The following is a 17,327-nucleotide window of genomic DNA, read 5'->3' as shown; positions in this document are numbered from 1 at the left end:
GCTGTGGTGATAAAACACATGAGTAAGCCCTCGATTTTGCTTGATTTTGGTTTGTTAAAGACCAATCAGGCGTTCCGCGCCGTTTTCTGCGCGCGCTTTATCTCTATTCTGGCGCTGGGATTGATGGCGATTGCCATTCCGGTGCAGATCCAGGCGCTGACCGATTCGACGCTGCTGGTTGGTTTGGCGGTGACGCTGGCCGGCGGCGGCATGTTTGCCGGTCTGCTGATGGGCGGCGTCCTGGCCGACCGCTATGAGCGCCGTCGCCTGATCCTGCTTGCCCGCTCCACCTGCGGCGTCGGCTTTGTCGGCATGTGCCTCAATGCGGCGCTGCCGGAGCCGTCGCTGACGGCGATTTACCTGCTGGCGGTGTGGGACGGCTTCTTCGGTGCGGTGGGCGTCACGGCGCTGCTGGCGGCGACGCCGGCGCTGGTCGGCCGTGAAAATATCGTACAGGCCGGCGCCATCAGCATGCTGACGGTACGCTTTGGCTCGATTCTCTCACCGGCGGCGGGCGGTCTGCTGATCGCCCACGCCGGGGTGGCCTGGAATTACGGGCTGGCGGCGCTTGGCACGCTGCTGACGCTGGTGCCGTTGCTGCGTCTGCCGCAGCTGCTGCCGCCGGAGCAGCCGCGCGAACACCCGCTGAAGGCGCTGGCCGGCGGTTTCGCCTTCCTGTTCCAGAACAAAGTGATTGGCATGGTGGCGCTGATCGGCGCGCTGCTGACCATGGCCAGCGCGGTGCGCATCCTCTATCCGGCGCTGGCCGGCAGTTGGGGCGTTGACGCTTCGCAACTGGGCTTTATGTATGCCGCCGTGCCGCTGGGGGCCGCCCTCGGCGCCTTCACCAGCGGCCGGGTGGCGCAGGTGGCGCGGCCGGGCTGGATGATGCTGCTGACCGCCATCGCTGCCTTTATCGCCGTCGGCCTGTTTGGCCTGATGCCGTGGTACGGCCTGGCGCTGGCGTGTCTGGTGGCCTTTGGCTATCTGAGCGCGCTGAATTCCCTGTTGCAGTACGGGCTGATTCAGAACCTGACGCCGGATGCGTTCCTTGGCCGCATCAACGGCCTGTGGACCGCGCAGAACGTGGTGGGCGACGCGCTGGGCGCGCTGCTGCTGGGGGCGATGGGGGCGTTTATGCTACCGGCCATGACCTCGACCGGCTTCGGCTTCGGTGCGGCGCTGCTGGGCGTGGTGCTGCTGTTGGTGATGGGCAGTTTGCGGCGGGTAACGCGCAGCGAACCGGAGGCGACCCTCCAGCCCGCTGCGGCGCAGACTAGCGGGAAGTAAAGCGTTTTTCCAACAGCGTCAGCAGGTTGCTGGCGCTGTAGTAGTCCAGACGGAAGGTTTCGTTGCCGAGCGCATAGACCTGTTTATTTTGCACCGCCGGCAGCTGCGCCAGAAATTTATTATTCACCAGACGCTGTACGTCATTCTCGTCATTGGCGAACAGCAGCAGCGTCTGGCCATTCAGCCCCGCCGCCAGACTCTCTCCCGACAGTTGAATAATATCTTCACGCGAGCCTTGGCTGGTGCTGGTGTGCAGGTTGGCCGGCGGCTGCGCCAGGGTGAACCCCAGCTGCAGCAGCATTTTCCCCTGTGAGGATTCGCCGGTCCACAGGTTGGCGGCTTTGCCGTCCTGACGGAAAACCAGGGCGGAGACCGGCTGCGGCGGCAGCGTGATGTGCTGCTTCAGCGCCTGTTCGCGGGCGGCGAAGTCGGCGGTCAGTTTCTCGGCCTGGGCGTCGCGCCCGGTGGCATAACCCAGCTCTTTCGCCAGTTCCTGCCAGCTTTTATCGTCATAGTTGACCACCAGCACCGGCGCGATGACGGACAGCTGGTCATACAGCTGCAGCGCGGAGTCGCCGCCGGTGGCGGAAATCACAATCAGGTCCGGCGCTTCGCCGGCAATGCTTTCGGCATTGGGCTCGCCGACGTACAGACGTTTCACGCCGCGCTGTGTGGCGATCTTTCCCCATTGTAGGAAGAAGCCTTGCTTATCGGTAAAGCGCCCGTTGGGGTTGGTGGCGCCGCTGGCGATCACCGGGGCGTCAATCGCCAGCAGGGTGCCGGTCAGGGTCACGCTGGTGGAAACGATGCGCGTCGGGGGCTGCTTGAGGGTGACGGGGCCGTGGGAGGTTTCAATCGTGCGGGGCCACTGTGGGGAAGCCGCCTGTGCTGCTGAGATGGCCAATAACGCCAGCCCCAAAAGCAGGATCTTCTTCATCCGGGTAATCCTTGTTGGTGTCGTTGACGAGCCTGACTCGCCGTTAAATGCGAAAAGCTTAATGGTTATCATTTATCTAGAGAATACCACAACGTTTATACCATGATTATCAGGGTAAAGAAGTGTTTACGTTTATTGACATAGCCAAAGACGGAGGGTAATTTAGCGCCACGAAACACAAATGATAATCATTATTATATTGGTTATTATTGGCGAATAACAGAGGGCGTACCCATGGATACAGCCGTGAATGGTGCTCAGCAGAAGGCACCGCACGCGAAAGAGAACGAACAGGCGCAATTCGGTGTCGATCCGGCGTCAGGCTTCTTTTTCACATCACCTTTTCGCAGCCTGACGACGCAAGGGTGCTTTGCCACTATCACTCTGCCGGCCGCCGGCGGTGATGATATCAACGGCGAGTTTCAGCAGGCCGTGCGTTACGCCTTTGACGACGCGCGACTGGCCGGCATTAAAAAGCCGGTGCTGTGCGGCGCGATTCCGTTTGATACCCGCCAGCCGTCGTCGCTGTTTATTCCGCAGCATACCCAGTGGTTTGATCGCGAAGCCTTTATGGCGGCGCAGCCGGCGGCCGACGCCGACGGCCCGGAAATTGACGCCCTGAATGAACTGCCGGCGCAGGCGCCCTTTATGCAGATGGTCAGCGACGCCGTGGCGGCAACTGCCAGCGGCGAGCTGGATAAGGTGGTGCTGTCGCGCCTGCTGGAAATCGAAACCCGGCAGCCGGTCGACCGCCAGGCGCTGATGGCGCGCATTATCGCGCAGAACCCGAACGGTTTTCATTTCCATGTGCCGTTGGAAGACGGGGCGCTGCTGGGCGCCAGCCCGGAACTGCTGCTGCGTAAGTCCGGCGCGCAGTTCTATTCCAACCCGCTGGCCGGCTCCGCCCGACGCGACGCCAATCCGCAGCGCGACCGTGAGGTGAGCGAGCAGCTGCTGGCGTCGAGCAAAGATAACGTCGAGCACGATTTTGTCACCGAAGGTATGCGCCAGGTGCTGACCGGCCGCTGCCGCTACCTGAATATCCCGACGGCTCCCGAACTGCTGAGCACCACCACGCTGTGGCATCTGTCGACGCCGATCGACGGCGAAGTGGACTGCCGCCGGGAGAATGCGCTGTCGCTGGCCTGCCTGCTGCACCCTACGCCGGCGCTGTGCGGCACGCCGACGCTGAAAGCGCGCGATCTGATTGCCGAACTGGAGCCTTTTGACCGCGGCCTGTTCGGCGGCATCGTCGGCTGGTGCGACGCCGAAGGCAACGGCGAGTGGGTGGTCACCATCCGCTGCGGCACCGTGCAGGGCCGCCAGGTGCGCCTGTTTGCCGGCGCCGGCATCGTTAAAGATTCTTCGCCGGAGTCTGAATGGCATGAAACCGGCACCAAGCTCAGCACCATTTTGCGTGCGTTTGGATTGAACCAAGGATAACAACACCATGAGTATTGCATTTACCCCGTGGCCGGCCGAGTTTGCCCAGCGCTACCGCGACCGCGGCTACTGGATTGACCAACCGCTGACCGACATTCTCGATCGCCAGGCGGACAGCGACGCGACCGCACTGGTCGACGCCGAGGGCAGCCTGAGCTATCGCCAGCTGCATCAACAGTCAGATAGTCTGGCCGCCGCGCTGCTGCGCCGCGGTATTCAGCCGGGGGAAACCGCCCTGGTGCAGTTGGGCAACGTGGTGGAATTTTATGTCACCTTCTTCGCCCTGCTGAAAATTGGCGTGGCGCCGGTCAATGCGCTGTTCAGTCACCAGCGCAGCGAACTGAACGCCTACGCCGAGCAAATCAAACCGGCGGTGCTGATTGCAGACAGCAAACATGCGCTGTTCGGCAATGACGATTTTCTGGCGACCTTCCGGGCGCAGCACCCGTCGCTGCGCGTGGTGGCGCTGCGCAGCCAGGCGCAGGGCGAACAGTCGCTGGCGGCGATGCTGGCGGAAGAGCGCGGCGATTTCCGCGCAACGCCGTCTGCGGCCGACCAGGTGGCGTTTTTCCAGCTGTCCGGCGGCAGCACCGGCACGCCGAAACTGATTCCGCGTACCCACAATGATTACTACTACAGCATTCGCCGCAGCGTAGAGGTGTGCCGTTTTGACAGTGAGACGCGTTACCTGTGCGCGCTGCCGGTGGCGCATAACTACCCGATGAGCTCGCCGGGCGTGCTGGGCGTGTTTTATGCCGCCGGTCAGGTGGTGTTCGCCGCCGATCCGGACGCCGGTCAGTGCTTCAAACTGATTGAGCAGCATCAGATTAACGTCACCGCGCTGGTGCCGCCGGCGGTCACGCTGTGGCTGCAGGCGATTGAAGAGTGGGGCGGCAACGCGCCGCTCGCCAGCCTGAAGCTGCTGCAGGTCGGCGGCGCCAAGCTGGGCGAAAGCCTGGCGGCGCGCATTCCGGCGGAGATTGGCTGCCAGCTGCAGCAGGTGTTCGGCATGGCGGAAGGGCTGGTGAACTATACCCAACTGGACGATGACGATCGCCATATCCTCACCACGCAGGGCTGCCCGATGTCGCCGGACGACGAAGTCTGGGTGGCTGATGACGACGGTAATCCGCTGCCGGCCGGCCAGGTCGGTCGCCTGATGACGCGCGGCCCGTACACCTTCCGCGGTTACTACCAGAGCCCGGCGCACAATGCCGACGCGTTCGACGCCGATGGTTTCTACTGCTCTGGCGATCTGATTCGCATGACTGAAGACGGCTATATCTGCGTGGAAGGGCGGCAAAAAGATCAGATCAACCGCGGCGGCGAGAAAATCGCGGCGGAAGAGATCGAAAACCTGCTGCTGCGTCATGGTGCGGTGATTAACGCCGCGCTGGTATCGATGCCGGATGCGCTGATGGGTGAAAAGAGCTGCGCCTATTTTATCGCCGGCGAGACGCTCAAGCCGGTGGTGCTGCGCCGTCATCTGCGTGAGCAGGGCGTTGCTGAATTTAAATTACCGGACCGTTTTGTGCAGGTTGAGAGCCTGCCGCTGACGGCGGTCGGTAAAGTTGACAAGAAACTGTTGCGCCAGCGCCTGCTGGAAGCGCAGCAAGCCACCCAGGTCCAGGGAGATTGAACGATGGCCATTCCTAAACTCAATGATTATGCGCTGCCGACCGCGGCTGAATTACCGGCCAATAAGGTCAACTGGACGGTTGAGCCACAGCGCGCCGCGCTGCTGATTCACGATATGCAGCAGTATTTTCTTAACTTCTGGGGTGAAGACAGCCCGATGATCAAACAGGTTGTGGAGAATATCGCCAACCTGCGCCGCTACTGCAAGTCTCAGGGCATCCCGGTATTTTATACCGCGCAGCCGAACCAGCAGAGCGATGAAGACCGTGCGCTGCTGAACGATATGTGGGGGCCGGGGCTGAATAAACATCCGGAACAGCAGGCGGTGGTGGCTGCGCTGGCGCCGGAAGAGGATGACACCGTGCTGGTGAAATGGCGCTACAGCGCCTTCCATCGCTCGCCGCTGCAGGACATCTTGCAGGAAACCGGCCGTGACCAGCTGATTATCTGCGGCGTGTACGCGCATATCGGCTGCCTGACCACCTCCATCGACGCATTTATGCGTAATATCCAGCCGTTTATGGTGGCGGATGGGCTGGCGGACTTCTCGCGCGACGAACACCTGATGGCGCTGCGTTACACCGCCGGCCGCTGCGGCCGCGTGGTCAGCACCGCCGAACTGCTGCCGCAAAGCAACGCCATTGCCAGCAAAGAGGCGCTGCGGGCGATGATCCTGCCGCTGTTGGATGAAGACAGCGAAGATATGGGCAACGACGAGAACCTGATTGATTACGGCCTGGATTCGGTGCGCATTATGGAGCTGGCGACGCGCTGGCGTAAAATTCGCGGCGATATCGATTTTATCGCGCTGGCCAAGAATCCGACCATTGACAGCTGGTGGGCGCTGCTCGCCGGAGAGCAGGCCGGATGAGCAACTGGGATTTTAGCGGCAAACGCGTATGGGTGACCGGCGCAGGCGCCGGCATCGGCTTACAGACCGCGCGACAGTTTGCGGAAGCGGGTGCCGAGGTTATCGGCTTTGATCTGCGGTTCGCCGAGTCGGCGTACCCATTCCGCACCGAAGTGCTGGATATCGCCGACGCCGAGGCGGTGGATCGCGTATGCACGCGGCTGCTGGCGGAGCACGGCGAGCTGGACGTGTTGGTCAACGGCGCCGGCATTTTGCGCATGGGCCTGACCGACGCCACCAGCAGCGCCGACTGGATGGCCTGCCTGAATGTTAACGCCGGCGGGGCGTTCAATATGTTCCGCCACACGCTGCCGGTATTCCGCCGCCAGCGTCGCGGTGCGATCGTCAGCATTGCCTCCAACGCGGCGCACGTGCCGCGCGTCGGCATGGCGGCTTACTGCGCCTCCAAGGCGGCGCTGCGTAGCCTGTGCCAGACCGTGGGGCTGGAAATGGCCGAATTCGGCGTGCGTTCGAATATGGTGTCGCCAGGTTCGACCAATACGCCGATGCAGCGCGGCATGTGGCAGGATGAAACCGGCGAGCAAAAAACCATCAACGGTTTCCCCGAGCAGTTTAAGCTGGGCATTCCGCTGGGGAAAATCGCTCAGCCGCAGGAGGTCAGCGATGCCATTCTGTTCCTGGCTTCGGATATGGCCGGCCATATCACCATGCAGGATATTGTGATTGACGGCGGGGCGACGCTGGCGGCCTGAGGGCTACCGTGTGGCTATGGCCGGATATTGGGGGCGCAGCGCAGGCTGCGCCTTTTTTGTTTGGGCTGTGGAAAGGGCGCAGGGCGTGGTGACAGGACGTATATGGCGGGTCGTGCAGGATTGACTCGGCCTTTGGCCTTCGCCCTACGGGCAACGCTGCGCGTTGTCGTCTCGCTTCGCTGATTACTCGTCTCATCCATGAGACTCGCCCTGCGGGCCAGCGCAAGCGCTGTTCAAAAGCGTAAACGCTTTTGCCTCATCCAACACGACCTCTGAGGCATATGTCATGTTGGCGTTGAGGATTATTATGGAGCGCACATGCAAAAAAAGCGCCAAAAGGCGCTTTTTTCTAATATGGTGGGTCGTGCAGGATTCGAACCTGCGACCAATTGATTAAAAGTCAACTGCTCTACCAACTGAGCTAACGACCCATAGAAGTGGTGGGTGATGACGGGCTCGAACCGCCGACCCCCTCCGTGTAAAGGAGATGCTCTACCAACTGAGCTAATCACCCACTTCGGGACTTCCAGGTACTGCTTGAGCATGAAAATGATGGTGGGTGATGACGGGCTCGAACCGCCGACCCCCTCCGTGTAAAGGAGATGCTCTACCAACTGAGCTAATCACCCTCATTTTTCTTACTGCTCTCAACAAGATGGTGGGCGATGACGGGCTCGAACCGCCGACCCCCTCCGTGTAAAGGAGATGCTCTACCAACTGAGCTAATCGCCCCGTCTTGTTGGAGTCGCATTATAGGGATAGTTCAAAGTGAGTCAACGGTTTTTAAAATGATTTCAATCGTTCGCCGCAAATTTAAGCAAGCTGCGATATTTATCGCCAGCAATGCCGATTCTTTGCGCATAATAGGAAGAAATACGATGTTGGCAGGGTGAAATAAACTTGCCGGACGCCGCGTCGGCGTTGAGGAATTAACGCGTAGTGATACAATGTTGCCCACTTTTTTCAATTCCGAGCAATTGTCGACACCCGTCGACGCGACGTTGCGTAATAAGGCAGTGATCCCAATGAAAATCAAAACCCGTTTTGCACCTAGCCCAACCGGCTACCTGCACGTCGGCGGCGCCCGTACAGCGCTTTACTCCTGGTTGTTCAGCCGTCATGCCGGCGGTGAGTTCGTGCTGCGTATCGAAGATACCGATCTGGAACGTTCCACCCAGGATGCTATCGATGCGATTATGGATGGCATGAACTGGTTGAATCTGGATTGGGACGAAGGCCCGTATTACCAGACCAAACGCTTCGATCGCTATAATGCGGTGATCGACCAGATGCTGGAGCAGGGTACCGCCTACCGCTGCTACTGTTCTAAAGAGCGTTTGGAAGCGCTGCGTGAAAAGCAGATGGAAAACGGTGAGAAGCCGCGTTATGACGGCCGCTGCCGCGACAGCCAGTGCAGCCATACGTCGGATGAGCCGCACGTGGTGCGCTTCCGTAACCCGCAGGAAGGCTCGGTGATCTTTAACGACCAGATCCGTGGCCCGATCGAATTCAGCAATCAGGAACTGGACGATTTGATCATCCGCCGCACCGACGGTTCGCCGACCTACAACTTCTGCGTGGTGGTGGACGACTGGGATATGGAGATTACCCACGTGATCCGCGGTGAAGACCATATCAACAACACGCCGCGTCAGATCAATATCCTGAAAGCGCTGGGCGCGCCGGTGCCGGAGTATGCGCACGTTTCGATGATCCTGGGCGATGACGGCAAAAAACTGTCCAAGCGTCACGGCGCGGTCGGCGTTATGCAGTACCGCGACGACGGCTATCTGCCGGAAGCGCTGCTCAACTATCTGGTGCGTCTGGGCTGGTCCCATGGCGATCAGGAAATCTTCTCGGTCGACGAGATGAAACAGTTCTTTACGCTGGACGCCATCAGCAAATCCGCCAGCGCCTTCAACACCGAAAAGCTGCAGTGGCTGAACCACCACTACATTAACCATCTGCCGGCCGAGCAGGTGGCGGTGCACCTGGCCTGGCACGTTGAGCAACTCGGCATTGAAACGCGCAACGGGCCGGAGCTGAAAGACATCGTCAAACTGCTGGGCGAGCGCTGCAAGACGCTGAAAGAGATGGCGGCGGCCTGCCGTTACTTCTATGAAGACTTCAGCGAGTTTGACGCCGACGCGGCGAAGAAACACCTGCGTCCGGTGGCGCGTCAGCCGCTGGAGACCGTACGCGCCAAGCTGGCAGCCATCAGCGACTGGACGGCGGAAAACGTGCATGACGCCATTCAGGGCGCGGCGGACGAACTGGGCGTCGGCATGGGTAAAGTAGGGATGCCGCTGCGCGTTGCCGTTACCGGCGCCGGCCAGTCGCCAAGCATGGACGTTACTGTACAGGCGATCGGTCAGCAGCGTTCTCTGCAGCGTATCGATATGGCGCTGGCCTATATTGCCGAGCGCGAAGCACAAGCCTGATCGTAAAGGCAGGCCGATGAAAAACCCCGGGGATGCGTTCCCGGGGTTTTTTTTCACTGACCGGACATGTACCCGATCAAATCGCGGGGGAGGAAGCGGCGTATTTTTGCCCGCAATGGTCAATCTTTAGCTGCAAACGCGCTGATTTGGCGGCTTTTTCAGCGCTTGATCGAGGAATTTAATTTAGCCGTTGACAGCGTACGGTGGGTTTCATATTATGCGCCCCGTTCACAGCACAAAGTGATTGTGAGTCGGGGCTATAGCTCAGCTGGGAGAGCGCTTGCATGGCATGCAAGAGGTCGACGGTTCGATCCCGTCTAGCTCCACCAACCTTTATCTCAGAAAGGTTGGCGAAGACACCGTAACGCCGGTTAATGCGGACCACATTTGTGGGGCTATAGCTCAGCTGGGAGAGCGCTTGCATGGCATGCAAGAGGTCAGCGGTTCGATCCCGCTTAGCTCCACCATCATTTAGAAAAGCCGACCTTAGGGTCGGCTTTTTGCTTTGCAGCGTTTAGCGCAGCCTTATCCGGAACATTAGCCAATAAAAAAGGCCGCCGTAGCGACCTTTCTTAACCGCAGTGCGGCGTTTACCCCAGCACCAGGCCGGCGATAGAGGCGGACAGAATGCTGACCAGCGTAGAGCCGTAAACCAGCTTCAGGCCGAAGCGGGAAACCACGTTGCCCTGATGTTCGTTCAGGCCTTTAATCGCCCCGGCGACGATGCCGATGGAGGAGAAGTTGGCAAACGACACCAGGAATACCGACAGCATCCCTTGGCTGCGCGGCGTCAGTTCGGCGCTGATTTTCTGCAGTTCCATCATCGCGACGAACTCATTGGAAACCAGCTTGGTCGCCATAATACTGCCGACCTGCAGCGCTTCATGCTTGGGAATACCCATAATCCAGGCGAACGGATAGAAGAAGTAGCCGAGGAGCTCCTGGAAGCTCAGGCCGAACAGGGCGCTGAACAGGGCGTTGACGGCGGCGATCAGCGCGATAAAGCCGATCAGCATCGCGGCGACGATAATCGCCACTTTAAAGCCTGCCAGAATATATTCCCCCAGCATTTCAAAGAAACTCTGGCCTTCGTGCAGGTTGCCCAGATGCAGCTCTTCTTCCTGGCTGGTGTCGTACGGGTTGATCAGAGACAGCACGATAAAGGTGCTGAACATGTTGAGCACCAGCGCTGCCACCACAAATTTTGCATCCAGCATCGACATATAGGCGCCGACGATCGACATGGACACCGTCGACATGGCGGTCGCCGCCATGGTGTACATGCGTTTTTCCGACATCTTGCCGAGAATATCTTTATAGGCGATAAAGTTTTCGGACTGGCCGAGGATCAGCGAGCTGACGGCGTTGAACGATTCGAGCTTGCCCATCCCGTTCACCTTCGACAGCACGGTGCCGATGATGCGGATCACAACCGGCAGCACTTTAATATATTGCAGAATACCGATCAGCGCGGAGATAAAGACGATCGGGCACAGCACCTTCAGGAAGAAGAACGCCAGGCCTTTATCACCCATGCCGCCGAATACAAACTCAGTCCCTTGTCCTGCAAATCCGAGCAGCTTATCAAACAGCGCGGCGAATCCTTTTACAAAGCCCAATCCCGCTTCCGAATGCAGGAAGAAGTAGGCCAGTAACACTTCAATAACCAATAATTGAATAACATAGCGAATGCGGATGCTTTTGCGATCGCGGCAGACCAACAGCGCCAGAATCGCCACCACCACTAACGCTAACGCAAAGTGCGCAATATGGGACATGTGTGCTCCAAACTTGAGGCAGGCTGAATTTCGGTTGTCATTCTATGTAACGCTACGTTTAAAAACGAGACTTCAATTACAAATATGGGAAATAACACTGGGATTTTTCTCAAATCAGCATGATAAATCGCCAAAAATCAACATGTTAATAATTTTGCGCATTGATGGGGATTTTATGTTAATTTGAGTATTAGGCATATTTCGTCCTGCATCTGTGCTGTTCCGTTGAGTACAAAACGTTTGAATTTGCTGCGATCTGTTCTTCAACCTTCGTTGCTGTCTATCACAGAGATAAGCATTACCGCATTAAATGCGATTGATAATTATTATCATCTTGGTAGGATGATGGTTAGCTTAATAATAGTAAGGGTTTCACGATATGCTGAACAGTCGCGCGGTTAACACCTCTACATCTACCGACCGCCCGTCCAGAAAGATTAAACTTTCTCTGATGGGGCCGGCATTTATCGCCGCCATCGGCTATATCGACCCCGGCAACTTCGCCACCAATATCCAGTCTGGCGCTTCCTTCGGCTATAAGCTGCTGTGGGTGGTGGTGTGGGCTAACGTAATGGCGATGCTGATCCAGCTTTTGTCCGCCAAACTGGGGATCGCCACCGGCAAGAATCTGGCTGAGCATATTCGCGATCGCCTGCCGCGCCCGGCAGTATGGGCCTATTGGGTGCAGGCGGAAATTATCGCCATGGCGACCGACCTGGCCGAGTTTATCGGTGCGGCGATAGGCTTTAAGCTGCTGTTGGGCGTGACTCTGCTGGAAGGGGCGATCCTGACCGGTATTGCTACTTTCCTGATTCTGATGCTGCAAAAACGCGGGCAAAAGCCGTTGGAGCTGGTGATCGGCGGGTTGCTGCTGTTCGTTGCCGCGGCCTATATTGTCGAGCTGGTGTTCTCGCAGCCGCAGCTGAGCGGGCTGGTTAAAGGCATGGCGATACCGGATCTGCCTAATGGTGATGCGGTATTCCTGGCCGCCGGTGTGCTCGGCGCTACTATCATGCCGCACGTGATTTATCTGCATTCGTCGCTGACGCAGACCGCCGGCAACAGTTCCAAGGCGCAGCGCTATGCTTCGACCAAGGTCGACGTGGCGCTGGCGATGACCATTGCCGGCTTCGTTAATCTGGCGATGATGGCCACCGCCGCGGCGGCCTTCCATTTTAGCGGCCACAGCGGCATTGCCGATCTTGACCAGGCTTACCTGACGCTGCAGCCGCTGCTGGGGCACGCGGCGGCCACGGTATTCGGCCTGAGTCTGGTGGCGGCCGGCCTCTCATCTACCGTGGTGGGGACGCTGGCGGGGCAGGTGGTGATGCAGGGCTTTGTCCGCTTCTATATCCCGCTGTGGGTGCGCCGGGTAGTGACCATGCTGCCGTCTTTTGTGGTTATCATGCTGGGGATGGACGCCACGCATATTCTGGTGATGAGCCAGGTGCTGCTGAGTTTCGGCATCGCGCTGGCGCTGGTGCCGCTGCTGAAGTTTACCGGCAACCGCGAGCTGATGGGGGAGATGGTCAACGGACGCGTCGTTCAGAACATTGGCTGGCTGATTGTTGCCATCGTGGTGGGGTTAAACGGCTATTTGTTGCTGAGCAGTCTGTTCTAACCGGCGACGCCGGCCGCAAAACACAACAGGGCGCGAATTCGCGCCCTGTTTGCTATCAGTCATCGTGGTGATGATGGTGGTGCTTATACTCTTTGTAGCGTTCTTTCTGGTATTTTTTATATTCTTTATCACGTTCCTTTTGGTACTTCCTGTACTCTTTTTCGCGCTCTTTCTGGTATTTCTTGTACCTTTTGTACTCGTGCTTATCGTATTTACGATAGCGTCCGTCATGGTAGTAGTAATGTTTGCGCCAGTAATCGTGGTCGCGCCAGCGATAACCATCCCAGTAGTAGCCGCGCCGGCTGCGCTCGCCCAGTCCGCGGCCGCGATGGCTCTCCCACCAGTCGCGATCGCGCCAGTCATAGCCGTCCCAATAGTTGCCGCGTCGGTCCTGATCGCCGATACGCAGAGAAACGCCGGGTAGTAAATCGATATTCAAGCCGTCCGCCTGCGCCTGCGGCGCCAGGGGAACGGTCGCGGCCACGAAAACGGCGGCCAGTAGCAGAGGTTTGAACATGCTTTCTCCTTATTATCGGCGGTTCATAGGCGGCATAATTTATATGTTGCCTATAAACCGTCCTTATACTTTTGTGCCGTAGCAGGGTAACGGCATCACGATGTCAAACCTTTGAGGGAGAATCCGAAAAGAATCTAACCCAAGGTAAATTAAGATTTTTCTGTGAATGCTTGCCTGTCCTCGTCTGAAACCGATATGGTTGTAACCGATTACATTAATATCTGTTCGATTAGCGCCAGCTCTTCCTGACTAAAGTCGCGATGCGCCAGCATGCCGACCGCATCCTCTATCTGCGTCGTTTTACTGGCGCCAATCAGCACCGACGTGACGGCTTGATGCCGCAGCACCCAGGCCAGCGCCATCTGCGACAGCTTCTGTCCTCGTTGCAGCGCAAGCTGATTCAGGCGGCGCACTTTGTCTAACCGTTCATCAGTCAGCTGCTCCGGGCGCAGGAACTGGCTGCCGCTGGCGGCGCGCGAATCTTGCGGAATCCCCTGCAGATAGCGATCGGTCAGTATGCCGCCCGCGAGGGGGGAAAAGGCGATGCAGCCGACGCCGTGTTGCTGCAGGGTATCAAGCAATTGCGTCTCTGCATCGCGTTCAAACAGGGAGTATTTCGGCTGATGGATCAGGCAGGGCGTGCCCAACCGCTGCAGGATAGCGAACGCTTCGCTGGCGCGCTGTGCCGGATAGTTCGACAGGCCGATATACAGCGCCTTGCCCTGACGCACCAGCAAATCCAGCGCCGCCATGGTTTCTTCCAGCGGCGTATGCGGATCCGGCCGGTGGTGATAAAAGATATCGACGTACTCCAGCCCCAGGCGGCGCAGGCTCTGGTCAAGGCTGGCGACCAGATACTTTTTGGATCCCCAGTCGCCGTAAGGGCCAGGCCACATGGTATAGCCGGCCTTGGTCGAAATAATCAGCTCATCGCGGTATGGCCGCAGATCGCTTTGCAGCATACGGCCAAAACTTTCTTCGGCGGCGCCGGGCGGCGGGCCATAGTTGTTGGCCAGATCGAAATGGGTAATCCCCAGGTTGAAAGCGTGCTGCACCAGCCGGCGCGCGTTATCCAGCGAGGATACTTCACCGAAGTTGTGCCACAGGCCCAGCGCAATGGCCGGCAACTGCAGGCCGCTGCGCCCGCAGCGCTGGTAGTGCATATGTTGATAACGGGAATCGTCCGCCTGATAAGACATATTCATACTCAAGAATCGCCGATAGTCAGAAAGAAGATTTTTAGTGTATACGCTTTCATTAAAAGGCGCTGCGTACATTAATCTTTCAACTGACGGAAGCCGGCGGTTTCTCGGCATGCGATGCGGTGAAGCTTGGCCCGCCTCTTTTTTGCTCGTAATCTGCGCCCTGTCGTCAATACTTAACGGTACATACCGCAGTCAGACAGGTGACGCTTATGAACGCCCACTACACGGTAGCTGATTATCTTCTCGATCGTCTGGCGCAGATAGGCATCCGCCATCTTTTTGGCGTGCCGGGCGATTACAACCTGCATTTTCTGGATCATGTGATCGATCACCCGCAAATCCGCTGGGTAGGCTGCGCCAATGAGCTGAACGCCGCCTACGCGGCCGATGGCTATGCGCGTTGTCAGCCGGCCGCGGCGTTGCTGACTACTTACGGCGTGGGGGAGTTGAGCGCCGTCAACGGCATTGCGGGCAGCTATGCCGAGTATCTGCCGGTCATTCACCTGGTGGGGGCGCCGATGCTGCGCGCCCAGCGTGCCGGAGAGATGCTGCACCATACGCTGGGAGACGGTGACTTCGGCCACTTTGCGCGCATGGCGCAAGAGGTGACGGCGGCGCAGGCCAGCCTGACGCTGGACAACGCCAAGGCGGAAATTGACCGCCTGCTGAGCGTGGCATTAACCGAACGGCGACCGGTTTATCTGCTGCTGCCGGGCGACGTGGCGCAGGCACCGCTGACGCCGCCGCTATCGCCGCTGAGGTTACCGGCGTTTCATTCGGCGCCGGAGGCGCTGGCCGGGTTTATCGCCGCCGCGCGCGAACTCCTGCAGCCGGCGCGCCACGTCACGCTGGTGGCGGATTTTCTCGCCGAGCGCTTTGGCGTAAGGCAGGCGTTGGCGCAGTGGATGAATGAAGTCCCTTTGCCGCACGCAACCTTGCTGATGGGCAAAAGCGTGCTGGATGAAACCCATGCCGGATTTATCGGCACCTACAGCGGCGCGGCCAGCGATCCGCTGGTCAGGCAGCGAGTGGAAGAGGCGGATGCGACCATACTGGTCGGCGTGCGCTTGACCGACACCATCACCGCCGGTTTCAGCCAGCGGTTAACGCCGGAAAAATGTATCGATATCCAGCCGTTCGCCGCCTGCGTCGGTCAGCAGACCTTCAGCCCGCTGGCGATGCATGATGCGGTACAGGCGCTGCATCAGCTGACGATGTCGCTGAATGGGCAGTGGCCGCCGCTGGCCGTGAGTCGCCCGGAATTACCCGCCGCTGAGGGCGATAAACTGGATCAGCACGCACTTTGGCGTCAACTGCAGGCATTTTTGCAACCCGGTGACGCGATCATTGCCGATCAGGGCACCGCCTGTTTTGGCGCGGCGGCGCTTAGCCTGCCGCAGGGTTGCCTGTTTATCAATCAGCCGCTGTGGGGGTCGATCGGCTACACCCTGCCGGCGGCGTTTGGCGTGCAGACGGCGCAGCCGGATCGTCGGGTGGTGCTGCTGATCGGCGATGGCGCCGCGCAGCTGACGATCCAGGAGTTGGGATCGCTACTGCGTGACGATCTCAAACCGGTGATTTTGCTGCTGAATAATGGTGGCTATACCGTCGAACGCGCCATCCACGGGCCGCAGCAGCGCTATAACGATATCGCCACCTGGGACTGGTGCGCGCTGCCGCAGGCGTTAGGGTCGGCAACGGCCAGCACGGTGCGGCGGGTCAGTACGCCGCAGCAGCTGCAGAGCGCGCTGCAGACGGCCGGCAACAGCGGGCGGCTGGCGTTGATTGAGGTGCTGCTGCCGCCGATGGATGTGCCGGAATTGCTGAACAGCATCTCGCAGGCGATTCAATTACGCAATGATGCTGCCTAGCCTGAAGACCCTTTCAGCAGATGCTCCAGCAGCCAGAACCCCGCCGGCCCCGGCGGGGTCAGTTTTGACCAGGCCGCATCTACGGAGATCAGCATCGGCCAGCCGCGTGGCTGCAATTCGGTCAGGTGGCCGTGGTCGTATTGCTTTACCAGCCAGTGCGGCAGAATCGCCCAGCCAAATCCCTGTTCCGCCATCTCCAGCAGCATCAGATAGCTGGGGGCCGACCAGACGCGTCCCTGCGGCTTGTTTCGGTTGTTGATATAGCTGTTGAGATACAGCTGCCGGGCGCTGGCGAGCTGCTCCTGTGTGGGATGGACGACGCTGGCCAGCGGATGCTGACGAGAGACGAAAATGCCCATTTCGGTGCGCTCCGGCAGCCGCGCCGCCGCGATATCGGACGGGTAGTCCGGCTGCACCGCCAGCATCCCCAGATGGGCGCGGCCGCTCTGCAGTAAGTCCAGCACGTCCTCCCCTTCGCCAACCATGCATTCCAGCTCAATATCCTGATAGCGCTGTTCAAACTGCGCCATCAGGTTTTCATGATAACTCGGCTGATAAGTATCAGAAAAAACGATGGTCAGCCGTGGTTCTATCTTGTCCGCCAGGCGGATGCTCAGGGCGTCCAGCCGTTCGCTGGCGGCCAGAATCTCCTGTACGTGTCCCAGCACTTTATGGCCGGCGACGGTCAGCGTCGGCTGACGCGACTGTCGGTCGAACAGGGTTAAGTCGAGATCCGCCTCCAGATTGGCGATAGCGGTGCTGATGGTCGACTGACTTTTCTTCAGCTTGCGGGCGGCGGCGGAAAATGAACCGAGCGCCGCGGCTTCAACAAATGCCAATAAGGCTTCGGGTGAGTAGCGCATAGATGTATCTACTTTATCGATGGAACCTATTTTTAATCTACGCAAAAAAGCGATGATAATCACCTCACTTTTCCAACCATGAGTAAAAAAACAGGTGAGT

Annotated in this window: 13 protein-coding genes and 6 tRNA genes; 10 read left to right on the top strand and 9 right to left on the bottom strand. The window is 58.9% G+C overall.

What is annotated here, in order from left to right:
• The first annotated feature begins 18 nt into the window (after positions 1–18).
• A complete protein-coding gene (gene entS, locus CLM71_RS17020) occupies positions 19–1,290 on the top strand; it encodes an enterobactin transporter EntS (RefSeq protein ID WP_105232032.1) in 1,272 nt (423 codons plus the stop codon).
• On the opposite strand, the gene fepB is transcribed toward entS, so the two are convergent.
• Positions 1,277–2,227: a Fe2+-enterobactin ABC transporter substrate-binding protein gene (gene fepB / locus CLM71_RS17015; protein ID WP_105232031.1), complete on the bottom strand. Its 951-nt coding sequence runs from the start codon at positions 2,225–2,227 to the stop codon at positions 1,277–1,279. The genes entS and fepB overlap by 14 nt on opposite strands.
• A gap of 234 nt (positions 2,228–2,461) precedes the next feature.
• Between fepB and CLM71_RS17010 the strand changes: the two genes are divergently transcribed.
• From CLM71_RS17010 to dhbA, 4 genes are read left to right on the top strand one after another with little or no spacing between them, the layout of a single operon-like run.
• Positions 2,462–3,670: an isochorismate synthase gene (locus tag CLM71_RS17010; RefSeq protein ID WP_105232030.1), complete on the top strand. Its 1,209-nt coding sequence runs from the start codon at positions 2,462–2,464 to the stop codon at positions 3,668–3,670.
• A gap of 7 nt (positions 3,671–3,677) precedes the next feature.
• A complete protein-coding gene (locus tag CLM71_RS17005) occupies positions 3,678–5,309 on the top strand; it encodes a (2,3-dihydroxybenzoyl)adenylate synthase (protein ID WP_105232029.1) in 1,632 nt (543 codons plus the stop codon).
• 3 nt (positions 5,310–5,312) lie between these two features.
• Positions 5,313–6,179, top strand: coding sequence for an isochorismatase (locus CLM71_RS17000; RefSeq protein ID WP_105232028.1), 867 nt, complete (start codon positions 5,313–5,315; stop codon positions 6,177–6,179).
• Positions 6,176–6,931: a 2,3-dihydro-2,3-dihydroxybenzoate dehydrogenase gene (gene dhbA, locus CLM71_RS16995; protein ID WP_105232027.1), complete on the top strand. Its 756-nt coding sequence runs from the start codon at positions 6,176–6,178 to the stop codon at positions 6,929–6,931. The genes CLM71_RS17000 and dhbA overlap by 4 nt, the downstream gene beginning before the upstream one ends.
• Positions 6,932–7,286: 355 nt before the next feature.
• On the opposite strand, the gene CLM71_RS16990 is transcribed toward dhbA, so the two are convergent.
• The 4 genes from CLM71_RS16990 to CLM71_RS16975 form a co-directional block, all read right to left on the bottom strand.
• Positions 7,287–7,362, bottom strand: a tRNA-Lys gene (locus tag CLM71_RS16990).
• Between the two features lie 7 nt (positions 7,363–7,369).
• Positions 7,370–7,445 (bottom strand) — tRNA-Val (locus CLM71_RS16985).
• Between the two features lie 39 nt (positions 7,446–7,484).
• Positions 7,485–7,560, bottom strand: a tRNA-Val gene (locus CLM71_RS16980).
• A gap of 27 nt (positions 7,561–7,587) precedes the next feature.
• Positions 7,588–7,663 (bottom strand) — tRNA-Val (locus CLM71_RS16975).
• A gap of 293 nt (positions 7,664–7,956) precedes the next feature.
• Here CLM71_RS16975 and gltX point away from each other — a divergent pair.
• The 3 genes from gltX (at position 7,957) to CLM71_RS16960 (ending at position 9,839) form a co-directional block, all read left to right on the top strand.
• Entirely contained in the window at positions 7,957–9,372 is a 1,416-nt protein-coding gene (gene gltX / locus CLM71_RS16970) for a glutamate--tRNA ligase (RefSeq protein WP_105232026.1), read from the top strand.
• Positions 9,373–9,625: 253 nt separating this feature from the next.
• Positions 9,626–9,701, top strand: a tRNA-Ala gene (locus CLM71_RS16965).
• A 62-nt stretch (positions 9,702–9,763) separates the two neighbouring features.
• Positions 9,764–9,839: transfer RNA gene (locus CLM71_RS16960), tRNA-Ala, on the top strand.
• A gap of 123 nt (positions 9,840–9,962) precedes the next feature.
• Here the strand turns inward: CLM71_RS16960 and CLM71_RS16955 are convergent.
• Entirely contained in the window at positions 9,963–11,150 is a 1,188-nt protein-coding gene (locus CLM71_RS16955; protein WP_105232025.1) for a NupC/NupG family nucleoside CNT transporter, read from the bottom strand.
• A 379-nt stretch (positions 11,151–11,529) separates the two neighbouring features.
• Between CLM71_RS16955 and CLM71_RS16950 the strand changes: the two genes are divergently transcribed.
• On the top strand, positions 11,530–12,771 hold the full coding sequence (locus CLM71_RS16950) for an Nramp family divalent metal transporter (RefSeq protein ID WP_105232024.1): 1,242 nt from the start codon (positions 11,530–11,532) through the stop codon (positions 12,769–12,771).
• 55 nt (positions 12,772–12,826) lie between these two features.
• On the opposite strand, the gene CLM71_RS16945 is transcribed toward CLM71_RS16950, so the two are convergent.
• Positions 12,827–13,288 carry a DUF2502 domain-containing protein gene (locus CLM71_RS16945; protein ID WP_105232023.1) on the bottom strand — a complete coding sequence of 154 codons (462 nt, stop codon included), beginning with the start codon at positions 13,286–13,288 and terminating at the stop codon, positions 12,827–12,829.
• Positions 13,289–13,497: 209 nt separating this feature from the next.
• Positions 13,498–14,487 carry an aldo/keto reductase gene (locus CLM71_RS16940; RefSeq protein WP_105232022.1) on the bottom strand — a complete coding sequence of 330 codons (990 nt, stop codon included), beginning with the start codon at positions 14,485–14,487 and terminating at the stop codon, positions 13,498–13,500.
• A 215-nt stretch (positions 14,488–14,702) separates the two neighbouring features.
• Here CLM71_RS16940 and CLM71_RS16935 point away from each other — a divergent pair, with 215 nt between their 5' ends.
• Positions 14,703–16,364 (top strand): alpha-keto acid decarboxylase family protein, encoded by a 1,662-nt coding sequence (locus CLM71_RS16935; RefSeq protein WP_105232021.1) that lies wholly within the window; start codon positions 14,703–14,705, stop codon positions 16,362–16,364.
• Here CLM71_RS16935 and CLM71_RS16930 read toward each other — a convergent pair.
• Positions 16,361–17,227, bottom strand: coding sequence for a LysR family transcriptional regulator (locus CLM71_RS16930; protein ID WP_105232020.1), 867 nt, complete (start codon positions 17,225–17,227; stop codon positions 16,361–16,363). The genes CLM71_RS16935 and CLM71_RS16930 overlap by 4 nt on opposite strands.
• Between the last annotated feature and the right edge of the window lie 100 nt (positions 17,228–17,327).

This window comes from Serratia sp. MYb239 (assembly GCF_002966855.1).
Taxonomy (GTDB): domain Bacteria; phylum Pseudomonadota; class Gammaproteobacteria; order Enterobacterales; family Enterobacteriaceae; genus Serratia_B; species Serratia_B rhizosphaerae.
Note: the sequence above shows the minus strand (reverse complement) of the source record. Positions and strands in the feature narration are given on the sequence as shown.